Raw genomic sequence first — 12,148 nt, 5'->3', positions numbered from 1 at the left:
TCGTTGCCCTGTGTGACGAACATACGACCCGTGGAGGTACGACGTGCACAGCGATCCGGACACGGTCCGCAAGATCCTTGAACAGCTCGGCGACACATGGGCGATCGTCGGTCTCTCCTCGAACGAGCGGCGCCCCGCCTACGGTGTCGCGAAGGTCCTCCAGCGCTACGGCAAGCGGATCGTTCCCGTGCACCCGAAGGCCGAGACGGTACACGGTGAACAGGGCTATCCGTCGCTCGACGCCATTCCGTTCGACGTCGACGTGGTGGACGTCTTCGTGAACAGCGACCTGGCGGGCGCGGTCGCGGACGAGGCGGTGACGATCGGTGCGAAGGCCGTCTGGTTCCAGCTCGACGTGATCGACGAGGCGGCGTACGACCGCACTCGCGCGGCAGGCCTCGACATGGTCATGGACCGCTGCCCGGCCATCGAGCTTAACTCCTGATGTAGCATTCCTGCCCGCGCGAAAACCCCGGCCATCCCCCTGGGGGAGAGCAGCCGGGGCTGTGGACGGAGGAAGCAGGGTTGCCGACCTCATGCCCCCTCCGTCCCCTTCCCTCGCGCCATCCGTGACGTGCTGCGCGCGGGGGCTGGATAATCCGGTTCCCAGGACCGGAGCGTGTTCCCTCACTGCCTGGGCAGCACCCCAGTCAAGGAGCGGACCGGGGCTGGAGCCGACTCGTCACTCGGCTCACCACTTGTCCGATCGGAGGCTTGGTGCTCCGTCCACGCGTTACCGGGGCGGGGACGTGGACGGAGCCGTCATAGGGGTTACTCGTCGGCGGGTGTGTCGTCGACGGGCTGTGCGCTCAAGTCCTCATCGGGTGTGTGCGCCCGGAGATATCGGTCCATCAACGCGTCCTGAGTGGTCTGCGACGTCTTCTTGCGGTCCTTCGTCTCACGCGTTGCGGTCCTTCGTCTCACGCGCGATTTCCCCACGCGCGACCCTGACGGTGCTCCCGCCCTTGCCCACGGACTACTCCTCGTCTGCCGGCAGATCCGCGACGTCGCCGTCCGTCGGGAACACCCGCCAGACGGTATGGCTCGACGCGGCGTACTGGCGGTGCGACGGGTTCGCCCCCGTGTGCGTCAGCGTCCAGACCTCCGGGCCCACGCGGCTGCCATGTGCGACATCCGACGTCGCCCCACACGTCAGGCATTCGACGTCGTAGACGATCCGATCAACGCCGCCCTGCTCGGGGTCCGGCCGCACGGTCCATCTGACGGAGCGCATGATGCTCTTCAGGCTCACCGGGCGCTGCTCCTCGCGTGAGGATGACGCCCGATCTCCACAGCCAGGTCGATCGCGTGCGACGGGTCGTGCGCCGGACTGTCCGCCTCCATCGCCTGACGCCACTGCTGCTTCAGGACCGCACAGATGTCACAACCGGGGTGAGGTTTGGGGGGCTGGACTACCGCAGGCTCCATCAGATGTACCGCGCGGGGCTGCTTCGTGATCCTCTGTATGCCTGCGTACTGATGGTCCGGGGTCGCCATCTCGTCACACCTCCGCCGTGTCGATGACGACAGCTTTGCGACACGGGGAGATGATCTACAGGGATGCTGCGCCCTACTTTTCCGATGCTAATCGGCTACGCCGACAAATTCCGCCAGGGACCGGATACCCGTCGGCTTGCTCGGCAACTCCCACAGGTCCCGGATGATGGACACAGCAAGCGTGTGGTGGCGCATCCATGCCGGCGCCACCCGGCGGAGAGATTCAAGGGCCTTGACGGCTCCTTCGGCGTCCCCCAGGTCTGTGTGTGCCCGAGCGACGTCCAGAAGCAACCACGTGCGCCACGAGGGCGGCGTGTCTTTCGACAGGCGCATTCCCTTGGCCAGCTTCAGGGCGTCTTCGGGGTGACCGTGCTGGACGGCGAGACGGACGCGTTCGATACGGACGGACGAGTTACTGAAGACCGACACCATGCGGTTGTCCTCGGACGCCGGGAGCGTACTGACGCGTTCCGCCTCCTTCTCCGCGGCGCGCATCATCCGGTCGGCTTGCTCGTAATCGCCGCTTCGGGCGTAGCTGGTAGCAGCGGACATCATCAGCCCGCCCCACACTTTGACGCTTTCGGCCGTCGCCAGCCCCCCGGACTTCACTCTGTCGGCTGCGTACCGCGCAACGGAGATTGCGTCGGTGAGTCGATTCTGGCGCTGATACGCCCACGCCACCGAGTTGCAGACCATCGGCGTCAGAAGGGGGTCCGACGACATCTCCGCCTCTGCTATCGCGCGCTCCAGACTGATGATGGCAAGGTCCGTCTTCCCCAGCCGGACGGCAAGGTGCCCACCAAGCTGGAGCGACTTCCCGAGGGCGGCGTGCGCTCCGTCTCCGCCTGCGGCCACGAGACGTCGCGCGTCGGAGATGATGTCCGGAAGCGACTTCATGAGGCTGTCGAACTCCGCAGCATGGTACTCCGACCATGCATCGGCGATGCGGTCACGGACGGCGGCTACTGACAGCCCCTCTGCCTCCGCGGGATCCGGTCCGGGGGCGAATGGCGCTGGGGTGATTGCCCGCCTGACGGCAACGAGGGCCGGTGAGTCCCCGTCGCCCTCCGACCGGGCTCCCGGAGGATCCCCCAGCAGCGTCGTCAGCTCGACACCAAGACCTTGGGCCAGGGCGTGCAAGGTTGGCAGGCGGGCGGAGGACGTCCGCTTCTGCTCCAGCTTTCTGATGACGTCAACGGACACTTCAGAGGCTTCGGACAGCTCTTCTTGAGTCAGTCCGGACAGCTTACGGAGGCGACGCAGTGTGTCACCCAGATGCTCGCTCACCCTGAAACGGTACGTCGGCAGGGCACTGCGGGGGAACCGACGCAAAAGCCCCCTGCCTCGTGTGCCTGGGTTCCAGTGGTCGTCGCAACACCCCAGCCAAAGGGGCGCGATGGACATCCAGACCCGAGACAACCGGGCGGTCGCGCAGGGGCGCAAGAAGCTGATCCACGAGCGGGACCAATACTTCCGGCTCGTGGATCAGGGCTACAGCAACCACAAGGCATCCCGGCTGGTCGGCGTCAATGAGCGGACAGGCCGTGAGTGGCACAACGGCCGGGATGCCCCTGACAGGTTCAGGCCGGCCGCCCGGTCGTCAGGGCGGACGCCTGTCCCCGTCTCATCGGGCCGGTATCTCAGCCAGGGTGAGCACCTCCATACCGCCGACCGGCTACGGACAGAGCGTCTCTCCCCGTGATCGCCGCGGAGCTGGGCAGAGAACTGGTTGCGGCCCTGCGCATGGGGCGGACCCGGCGCAGGCCCCACCGCCAGTGCGACAAGCGTCGGCCGCGCTTCACCGCACCGATGGTGATGATCAGCGACCGGCCCGCCGAAGCGGAAGACCAGGCCGTCCCAGGACACTGGGAAGGCGATTGCATTGTCGGCACCGGCCACCGCTCCGCGATCGGCACACTCGTCGAACGCTCCACCCGCTTCCTGAGAATCTGCCCCGCCGCCGACGCCCCGGCTCAGACGCCGAGACCCTCCAGGACGACCGCGCCGGGCAGGTCCGCGAGGGACTTGCCCGGGACGATCAGTTTGCCGCGGCGGCGGCCGCTGCCGATGAGGATCCACTCCGTGTCGAGCACCGCGGAGTCGATCAGCAGCGGCCAGCTCGTGGGCAGTCCGATCGGGGTGATACCGCCGTATTCCATGCCCGTCGCGCCGACCGCGGTGTCCATCGGGGCGAACGAGGCCTTTCGCGCGCCGAGTTGGCGGCGGACCGCGCCGTTGACGTCGACGCGGGTGCGGGAGAGGACGACACAGGCCGCGAGCGTGGTCTCGCCGCCGCGCTTGCCCGCCACGACCACGCAGTTGGCCGACCGGTCGAGCAGTTCGGGGCCGTAGTGCTCCGCGAAGACCGCCGTGTCCGCGATCGCCGGGTCCGTGTCCACGTACACCAACTGCTCGGCCGGCACATCGCCCCGCCATGCGCGTACGGCGTCCGCCACGGGCGGGGTCAGCAGGTCGAGGCAGTCGGGGGCGGGGACGGCGTTGTCGAAATGTCCGAGAGGAGCGCGCATGGATCTCACGCTAACAGCCGCCCCGGAACGGACCGGCCCGGCGTCTCACGACCGGCCCGGCACCTCACGACCGGCTCTCCCACCACCGGTCGCCGCACGACCAGCCGCCTCAGCGCACCAGCCGCCTCGGCGCCCCGGTTACCTCGGCGCGCCGGTCGTCTCAGCGCACCGGCGGGATGGAGATGGCCATGACCAGCTCGCAGATGTCCGCGCCGTCGTTGCGGTAGGTGTGCGGGACGTTCGCCTCGAAGGTCGCGGACGCGCCGGCCGGTACGGGGTGCGGCTCGCCGTCCACGACGAGGGTCAGCTCGCCCGCGGTCACATGGATCAGTTCGGTCGTGCCCGGCGGATGCGGGTCGGAGGAGCTGCCGTCACCGGGCATCAGCGCCCACGACCACATTTCGAGCGGCCCGCGCGCCTCGGCACCGATCAGCAGGGTCGTCCGGCTGCCCGCAGGCGTGGACCACATCCGTACGGCCTGGCTCTCGGGCACCACCCTGACCTGGGGACCCTGCTCGTAATCGAGGAGGGTGGTGATGGAGACACCGAGCGCGTCGGCGAGCTTGACCGTGGTGCCGACGCTCGGGTTCGTCCGTGCCTGCTCGATCTGGATGATCATTCCGCGGCTGACCCCGGCGCGGGCGGCCAGGGCGTCGAGGGTGAAGCCCCGTTCACCTCGCCAGCGTTTGAGATTGCGTGCCAGCGACTGTGTGAGCTGATCGAGGTCAGACACATTCCGTCCAATATGCGATGAGGCGGTTCAACGGGCCGCACTACGGTGTGGTGCACCCAGTCGTACATCGCACTGTACTGCGAGGCCCTTCCCGACCGCGCTGTCCGCCCTGGTCACCGGCGCGCGCCCCAACGGAACCGGCGCCGGTCGCGTACGTCAGGACGGGCGCTCCAACTCCCCCAGCGCCAGAAGCTGTTCCGGTGTGATCCCCTCCGGGATCGGCACCGGCGCGGGGGTGCGCAGCGGCGGATCCCAGCCGCGCTCGGGGTCCCAGCTCCGTACGACCCGCGCGGGCGCCCCGGCCACCACCGCGTGGTCGGCCACCTCTCCCCGTACGACGGCGCCCGCCGCGACCACCACATTCCGGCCGAGCCGCGCGCCGGGCAGGATCACCGCGCCGGTGCCGAGCCAGCAGCCGGGCCCTATCTCCACCGGTTCCATCCGGGGCCACTGCTTGCCGACGGGCGTCTTCGGATCGTCGTAGCTGTGATTGGTCGACGTGATGTAGACATACGGCCCGCAGTAGGTGTCCGCGCCGATGGTCACCGTGGTGTCCGCGATCACATGGCTGCCCCGGCCGAGGACCACCCCGTCGCCGAGCGTCAGCACCGTCCCGGGGCCGAGGTCGAGTCCGGGCATCATCCCCGCGGTCAGGGTGACGTGTTCGCCTATGACGCAGTGTTCGCCCAGCTCGATCCATGGCTCGCCGAAGACCGTGCCCTGCGGGAAGGCGAGCCGGGTGCCGGTGCCGATCCGGCGGAAGCGCAGCCGTCCCGGGCGCTCGGCGCTGACCGCGCCCGTCTCCTGGATCCAGCGCCAGCCGTCCTGGACGGCCCGGGAGAGAAGACGGCGCCGCCAGGAGGTCAGCGATGAGAACGTGTTTCTCTTCTTCGGCACCCACCTCACCGTAGTCGGCGGGGAACCGGCCGGACCGGGCCCTTCCCTGTGACGTTCACCCCACGACGCCCCACGACGCCCCTCATGACACCCGCCGCGCACGGCGTCGTACCCCCCTTACGGCGGCCCTGGTTGGCCGAAATCCGTTGACCACTGGGCGCGTTGAGTCCGCGCGACGCCATCCCGGACGGCTTCCCGGGAGCCGAACGGGCAGCATGTGCCCCAGATCGGGCAGGGCAGGCCCGCACGACAGGCCCCATAACGGGCATCGCCATTTATCACGCCACCGCCGTCCGGTAGGTGACTTCGGGACGAACTCCCCCGTTGTGTGGGCTCCGGCCTTTCCACGGCCTTCCGTGCCACTCCGCGTGGTTAGCATGAGCGCCACATGTGGTGCGGAAGATCGCCGTCCCCATCGGTGTCCGATCCCGCCCGTGCGGCCGAACCGCGCTGGTCGGCCGGTCTGTTCCCCCCGCACTCAAGTACCGAGGGACCGCGGAATGTCAGTGCCTGTCGCCCCCAGCCCGCGCCGCATACGCACCACACGGTCGTCACTCGCCGTACCCCTGACGGTGGTGGTGGTGACCGGCGCGGTCGCGGGCGCGGTGGCCGCGTCGGCCCCCGCCGCCGCCCGTGCCTGGGTGGCCGCCACCGTCGCGGTCGCCTGGGCGTGTGTGGCGGTCGCCGTCGTCACGGCCGCGCTGCTGGTCCGCCGCGGCCGGCGCGGTACGGCCACGGCGGAGGGCGAGATCAGGACGGCGCAGACGCGGCTGGCCCAGTCCGGCGCGGAGGCCGCGCATCTCCTGAACGTCACGCTGCCCGCCGTGATCAAGAGACTCCGCGACGGCGCGAGCGCCCCGGAGACGCTCGCCGCCACCCCCGCGCCGTCCGATCCCCAACTCCGCCGTGTCCTGGAGATGTTCACCGCCGAGCTGGCGGACTCCGAGGGGCGCGCGGCCAAGGCCGCCGCCGACAGCGCGACCGCCCTGAGCCGGCTGGCGCAGGCCGCCGACGATCTGGATCTGCTCACCACGAGGACGCTCCCCGCCGCGCTCGGCGGGCTGCGCTCGGGCGGCTCCGCCGACACGGTGCTCGGCAGGATCGATCCGCCTGCCGATCCGCGGCTGCGGGTCCTGGTGGACACGGTGGTACGGCAGTTCGCCACCAGCGAGCGGCGCGCCGCCGCCGCGCAGGCGGCCAGCGCCAAAGCACTGAGCCGGGTGCAGGCGAAGGCGGTGAGCATGCTGGCCGATCTGCGGGAGATGCAGGACCGGCACGGCGAGGAGGTCTTCGGGGATCTCCTCAAGCTCGACCACAACACCTCGCAGCTCGGACTGCTCACCGACCGGCTGGCCCTGCTGATGGGCGGACGCGCGAGCCGCGCCTGGAACAAGCCGATCGGCATGGAGAGCATCCTGCGCGGCGCGGTGGGCCGGATCGCGGCGTACCAGCGGGTGCGGCTGCACTGCTCCAGCACCGCCGCGATCGCCGGGTTCGCCGCCGAGCCGGTGATGCATCTCCTCGCCGAACTCATGGACAACGCGGCGAACTTCTCCCCGCCCATCGACGAGGTGCATGTCTATGTCGAGGAGCGCACCGCCGGGCTCGTGGTCACCATCGAGGACAGCGGGCTGAAGATGGCGGACGCCGCGATGCGGCGCGCCGAGGAGTCCGTGTCGGGGCGGGTCACCGACCTGGCGATGCTCCAGGGCACCCGGCTCGGTCTGGCCGTGGTCGGCAGGCTGGCCGCCAAGTACCACATCAGTGTCAACTACCGGCCCTCCTCGCGCGGCGGCACGGGTGTCGTGGTGCTGTTCCCGCCGCAGGTCATCGCCCAGCAGCGGGTGCTGACCAACGAGCAGTCGCTGCGGCGCCCGGCGCCGGAGACGACGCTGCCCGCCCCCGCCGGACCGGCGGCCGCCTCCACGCCGCCCTCACCGTCCTCCCCTTCGTACCCGTCCTCACCGTCCCACTCGTCCCCCACGGCCGACCCCACCCCGACCGGCCGCGTCCCCGCCACCCCGTCCGTCCCCGGGGACGGACCCAAGGTGGCCACGCCCAACGGACTGCCGGTGCGTCCGCCGGGACGCACCATGGCCGCGGCCGACCGCGGCAGGCCGCAGCCGGACAGCGAGTCCGGTGAGGTACGCCCCAGCCGTGACGCGGGCTCCCAGTTCGGGGCCTTCCACCGCTCGCGCCGCGCCGCCGACAGCCTCTCGGGGGCCGGGGACGCGTCCGCGACGGGAACCTCCGCGGCCGGCGGCCCGTCCGAGTCCGCGGACCCCTCCGAAGGCGACGTCCCCGGCACTCCGGCCGGCTAGGGCCCGTGCTCTCCCCGTACGGCGCCCGGGGAATCGGCGCCCACCCCCACCCGAACGCGAGATTGGAGGCACGGGCTGGTGACCGGTTCACCGGTGAGAAACACCCGCCCCACGCACACCATGCAGCAGACCACTGACAACAGCCTGACCTGGCTCCTTGAGAACCTCCTGGAACGCACCCCCGGTACGCGGCATGCCCTGGTGCTCTCTCGTGACGGGCTGAAGCTCTGCTGGAGCCGCCATCTCACCCTCGACCAGGCCGATCAGCTCGCCGCCATCTGCTCCGGTATCCAGGCACTCGCCCAGGGCGCCTCGGTGGAGTTCGGCAACGGCACCGGCGGCGTACGGCACTCGATGACCGAGTTCCACGGCGGTCTGCTCTTCATCGTCGAGGCCGGCGACGGAGCCCATCTCGCGGTGGTGGCCGAGGACGGCGCGGACCCGGGTGTGGTGGGCCATCAGATGACCGAACTGGTCGAGCAGATCGGTGAACATCTGCGGGCCGAGCCGCGTACTCCCCTCCAGGAGAGTTCACCGTCATGATCCGCCGGCCCGTCGACATCGGGGATCCGGACCGGCTGTACACCGTCACCGGTGGCCGCAGCCGGGCCGACGACGACTCGTTCGACCTGGTCACCCTGATCGTCAGCGAGTGCGAACCGACGGCGGGGATGCAGTCGGAACACGTCAAGATCCTCGGACTGTGCCGCCATCCCACCGCGGTCGTCGAGATCTCCGCCGAGCTGAAGCTGCCCATCACGGTGGTACGGATCCTGCTCGGCGATCTCCTCGCGACGGGCCGGATCACCGCACGGCACCCGCGCGCCGCGCGCACCGCCGAACTCCCCGACTCCGCCCTCTTGAAGGAGGTGCTCCTTGGACTCCGCAACCTCTGAACTCCCGGCCCGTACTCCACTGGCCGATGCCGCCGAGACCGGGCTGAAGATTGTCGTCGTGGGCGGATTCGGGGTCGGAAAGACCACCCTCGTCCGCTCGGTCAGCGAGATCCGTCCGCTCAACACCGAAGAGGTGATGACACAGGCCGGGATCGGTGTCGACGAGACGGCCGGGCCGACCAACAAGACCACCACGACCGTGGCCTTCGACTTCGGCCGGATCACTCTCAACGAGCTGATGGTGCTCTATCTGTTCGGAGCGCCGGGGCAGGAACGGTTCTGGTTCCTCTGGGACCGGCTGTTCTCCGGCACGCTGGGCGCGGTCGTCCTGGTGGACACCCGGCGGATGAGCGATTCCTGGTACGCCATCGACCGGCTCGAACACCACCGGACCCCGTTCGTGGTCGCCGTCAACCGGTTCGACGACGACATCTCCGCGTTCTCCCTGGACGAGATCCGGCAGGCGCTCTCGCTGCCGGACCATGTCCCGCTCATCGACTGTGACGCCCGGGTGCGCTCGTCCGGCAAGAACGTCCTGATCACCCTTGTGGACCACCTCTACGAACTGGCCATGGCCCGGGAGATGACACCATGACCGACCCCACGGGCTCCGGACCCGACCAGACCCCGCCGCCTGAATGCCCCGCGCACGCGGGGGCCGTGCCGCTCAGCGGTCTGGAGTACCAGCAGACCCCGTCCCAGCTCTACCGCACCCTGCGCAGGGAGCACGGCGCGATCGCGCCCGTCACGCTCGACGGCGGGATTCCCGCCTGGCTGGTGCTCGGCTACTCCGAGGTCTCCTATGTGACGAGCCACGACGAACTGTTCGCCCGTGACTCGCGGCGCTGGAACCAGTGGGAGTCCATCCCCGCCGACTGGCCGCTCATGCCGTTCGTCGGCTACCAGCCGTCGGTGATGTTCGCGGAGGGTCCCGAACACCAGCGGCGGGCCGGGGTGATCACCGACGCGCTGGAGGCCATCGACCAGTTCGAACTGGCCCATATCTGCCGGGAGATCGCCGAAGGGCTCATCGACGCCTTCGCCGGCAGCGGTCAGGCCGAGCTGATGGCCGCGTACGCGCACGCCCTGCCGATGCGGGCCGTGGTCCAGCTCTGCGGAATGCCCGCCGACGGTGTGGACACCGACGATCTGGTGCGCGATCTGCGGATCTCGCTGGACGCCGACGAGGGGGACGACCCGGTCGCCGCCTATGTGCGGGTCATGGAGCGGATGCAGCGACTGGTCAAGGACAAGCGGGACAATCCCGGCTCCGACCTCACGTCGCGGATGCTGGGCAATCCGGCCGGGCTGACGGACGAGGAGATGGTGGTCGATCTGATCACCGTCATCGCCGCCGCCCAGCAGCCGACGGCCAACTGGATCTGCAACACCCTGCGTCTGCTGCTGACCGACGACCGGTTCGCGCTGAATGTGTCCGGCGGACGGCTCAGCGTCGGGCAGGCGCTGAACGAGGTGCTGTGGCTGGACACCCCGACCCAGAACTTCATCGGCCGCTGGGCGGTGCGCGACACCCAGCTCGGCGGCCGGCACATCAAGGCGGGCGACTGTCTGGTGCTGGGGCTGGCGGCGGCCAACACGGATCCGCAGATCTGGCCCGAGGGCCATATCGGCGCGGAGAACTCCGCGCATCTCTCGTTCAGCAACGGGGAGCACCGCTGTCCCTATCCGGCTCCGCTGCTGGCCGATGTCATCGCCCGTACCGCGATCGAGACGCTGCTGGAGCGGCTGCCCGACGTGGTGCTGTCGGTGGAGCCGTACGAGCTGACCTGGCGGCCCTCCATCTGGATGCGGGGGCTGACCGCGCTGCCCGTGAGCTTCACACCCGTCGTGCAGTAGCGGCCGGGGCCCCGGGCCCGGCCGCCGGGCCCGGGGCATGCCCTCGGGCCCGGCGGATGCCTTCATGCCGTGACGGGCGTGAACTCCACCGGCAGTGTCTGCGGTCCACGGGTGAACACGCCCCGCTCGACCGGGTCGAACCCGTCGGCGAGCCGGACGTCCGGCATCGCGTCCAGAAGCTGGTCGACCCCGGTCTGGACCTCCGCCTTGGCCAGCAGCGCGCCGACACAGAAGTGCCGGCCCAGTGCGAAGGCGAGATGGTCGGCGGCGGCGGAGAAGGCCGTCGTCGTGGTCAGATCCTCCCGGAAGATGTCGAAGCGGTCCGGCTCCTGGAAGCGGGACCCGTCGCGGTTGGCTGAGCCGATGAGACAGGTGACCGTGGCGCCGGCCGGTACGGTACCGCCGCTCAGCTCGACGTCCCGTGCGGTCTGGCGCATGATCATCTGTACCGGCGGGGTGTACCGGAGCGTCTCCGCGAAGGCCCGGTCGATCAGGGTGCGGTCCTCCCGTACGGCCGCGAGCTGGTCGGGGTGGAGCAGCAGATTCGCGAAGATGCTGGCGATGGCCTTGTCGGTGGTCTCGCCGCCCGCGGCCAGGAGCAGGCTGCAGAATGCCTTGATGTCCTCGTCGCTCATCCGGACGCCGTCGACCTCCGCGGCACAGAGCGTGGAGAGCAGATCGTCGCCCAGGTTCTCCCGCCGGTCGCGGATGACCGGGAACATGTACTCGGCGAACTCGATCCTGGTGCGCTCGCCCGCCGCCGTGACCTCCGCGTCGCCGGACAGATTGCCGAGGAAGGCGATGACCGCCGTGTACCAGCCGTGGAACCGGTCGTGGTCGGCCTTGTCGAGCCCCAGCATGTCGGCGATGACATTGACGGGGAAGCGGGTCGCGTAGGCCCCCACCAGGTCCACGGAGCCGGTGTGCCGGAACCCGTCGATCAGCTCGCGGGAGTTGCGCTCGATGACCGGCAGAAACTTCTGCTGGAGATCGCTGCCGCGGAAGGCCGGGGCGACCAGCGCCCGGCGCACGGAGTGCTCACGCCCACTGAGTTGAAGGATCGTTTTGCCATGGACGGGCTCGATCTGCCAGTCGTAGTTGTCGGTGGTGAAGACCGACTCCTTGTCCTTGAAGGCGCGCTCGACATCCTCGTACCGCGAGATGATGTAACTCTGCGTGGCCTCGTGCCAGATGAGCGGGGCGCTGTCCCGCATCACACGGTAGGCCGGATAGGGGTTCTCGGCGAACTCGGGCGACAGGATGTCGGGGACCTGCTGTGCGGTGGCCATGAAGCTCCTTGTTCGGTACCGGCCCGATCGGTAACGGGCAACGCGCTTAAGGTTATTGATCATCTGTCACCAGAAATAGCCAACTCCTGGCCGACCTGGTGGACGCGAGCGGACCCGGTCATGACCGGTC

General features: G+C 69.5%; 13 protein-coding genes and 1 pseudogene. 8 read left to right on the top strand and 6 right to left on the bottom strand.

Annotated elements, in window-relative coordinates; all coding sequences use genetic code 11:
- Positions 1 to 43 precede the first annotated feature (43 nt).
- On the top strand, positions 44 to 445 hold the full coding sequence (locus OG214_RS32950) for a CoA-binding protein (protein ID WP_405986772.1): 402 nt from the start codon (positions 44 to 46) through the stop codon (positions 443 to 445).
- Positions 446 to 976: 531 nt separating this feature from the next.
- On the opposite strand, the gene OG214_RS32945 is transcribed toward OG214_RS32950, so the two are convergent.
- Both OG214_RS32945 and OG214_RS32940 read right to left on the bottom strand, forming a co-directional pair.
- Positions 977 to 1,252: a hypothetical protein gene (locus OG214_RS32945; RefSeq protein ID WP_363081194.1), complete on the bottom strand. Its 276-nt coding sequence runs from the start codon at positions 1,250 to 1,252 to the stop codon at positions 977 to 979.
- A 332-nt stretch (positions 1,253 to 1,584) separates the two neighbouring features.
- Positions 1,585 to 2,784 (bottom strand): helix-turn-helix domain-containing protein, encoded by a 1,200-nt coding sequence (locus tag OG214_RS32940; protein WP_405986771.1) that lies wholly within the window; start codon positions 2,782 to 2,784, stop codon positions 1,585 to 1,587.
- Between the two features lie 109 nt (positions 2,785 to 2,893).
- On the opposite strand from OG214_RS32940, the gene OG214_RS32935 reads away from it, so the two are divergent.
- On the top strand, positions 2,894 to 3,199 hold the full coding sequence (locus OG214_RS32935) for a hypothetical protein (protein ID WP_405986770.1): 306 nt from the start codon (positions 2,894 to 2,896) through the stop codon (positions 3,197 to 3,199).
- A gap of 8 nt (positions 3,200 to 3,207) precedes the next feature.
- Positions 3,208 to 3,442 (top strand): annotated as a pseudogene (locus OG214_RS32930) (transposase); the annotation flags it as partial.
- 28 nt (positions 3,443 to 3,470) lie between these two features.
- Here OG214_RS32930 and OG214_RS32925 read toward each other — a convergent pair.
- From OG214_RS32925 to OG214_RS32915, 3 genes are all read right to left on the bottom strand, one after another.
- Positions 3,471 to 4,025, bottom strand: a complete 555-nt coding sequence (locus tag OG214_RS32925; protein WP_405986769.1) for a YbaK/EbsC family protein — start codon at positions 4,023 to 4,025, stop codon at positions 3,471 to 3,473.
- 160 nt (positions 4,026 to 4,185) lie between these two features.
- Entirely contained in the window at positions 4,186 to 4,758 is a 573-nt protein-coding gene (locus OG214_RS32920; protein WP_363081198.1) for an XRE family transcriptional regulator, read from the bottom strand.
- Between the two features lie 156 nt (positions 4,759 to 4,914).
- Positions 4,915 to 5,655 (bottom strand): acyltransferase, encoded by a 741-nt coding sequence (locus OG214_RS32915; protein ID WP_365902853.1) that lies wholly within the window; start codon positions 5,653 to 5,655, stop codon positions 4,915 to 4,917.
- A 500-nt stretch (positions 5,656 to 6,155) separates the two neighbouring features.
- Here OG214_RS32915 and OG214_RS32910 point away from each other — a divergent pair, with 500 nt between their 5' ends.
- The 5 genes from OG214_RS32910 (at position 6,156) to OG214_RS32890 (ending at position 10,729) form a co-directional block, all read left to right on the top strand.
- The gene (locus OG214_RS32910; RefSeq protein WP_405986768.1) at positions 6,156 to 7,976 is read left to right on the top strand and encodes a sensor histidine kinase; all 1,821 of its coding nucleotides are present in this window, start codon (positions 6,156 to 6,158) and stop codon (positions 7,974 to 7,976) included.
- Positions 7,977 to 8,096: 120 nt separating this feature from the next.
- Positions 8,097 to 8,519 (top strand): roadblock/LC7 domain-containing protein, encoded by a 423-nt coding sequence (locus OG214_RS32905; RefSeq protein WP_363081201.1) that lies wholly within the window; start codon positions 8,097 to 8,099, stop codon positions 8,517 to 8,519.
- Complete coding sequence (locus OG214_RS32900) at positions 8,516 to 8,872, top strand: DUF742 domain-containing protein (protein ID WP_363081202.1); 357 nt, start codon at positions 8,516 to 8,518, stop codon at positions 8,870 to 8,872. The genes OG214_RS32905 and OG214_RS32900 overlap by 4 nt, the downstream gene beginning before the upstream one ends.
- Positions 8,853 to 9,467 carry an ATP/GTP-binding protein gene (locus OG214_RS32895; protein WP_363081203.1) on the top strand — a complete coding sequence of 205 codons (615 nt, stop codon included), beginning with the start codon at positions 8,853 to 8,855 and terminating at the stop codon, positions 9,465 to 9,467. The genes OG214_RS32900 and OG214_RS32895 overlap by 20 nt, the downstream gene beginning before the upstream one ends.
- Positions 9,464 to 10,729 carry a cytochrome P450 gene (locus tag OG214_RS32890; protein WP_365902850.1) on the top strand — a complete coding sequence of 422 codons (1,266 nt, stop codon included), beginning with the start codon at positions 9,464 to 9,466 and terminating at the stop codon, positions 10,727 to 10,729. Before OG214_RS32895 ends, OG214_RS32890 begins: the two co-directional genes overlap by 4 nt.
- A gap of 62 nt (positions 10,730 to 10,791) precedes the next feature.
- On the opposite strand, the gene OG214_RS32885 is transcribed toward OG214_RS32890, so the two are convergent.
- Positions 10,792 to 12,018: a cytochrome P450 gene (locus tag OG214_RS32885; protein ID WP_405986767.1), complete on the bottom strand. Its 1,227-nt coding sequence runs from the start codon at positions 12,016 to 12,018 to the stop codon at positions 10,792 to 10,794.
- Positions 12,019 to 12,148: the final 130 nt, after the last annotated feature.

Source organism: Streptomyces sp. NBC_00872 (assembly GCF_045161915.1).
GTDB lineage: Bacteria > Actinomycetota > Actinomycetes > Streptomycetales > Streptomycetaceae > Streptomyces.
Note: the sequence above shows the minus strand (reverse complement) of the source record. Positions and strands in the feature narration are given on the sequence as shown.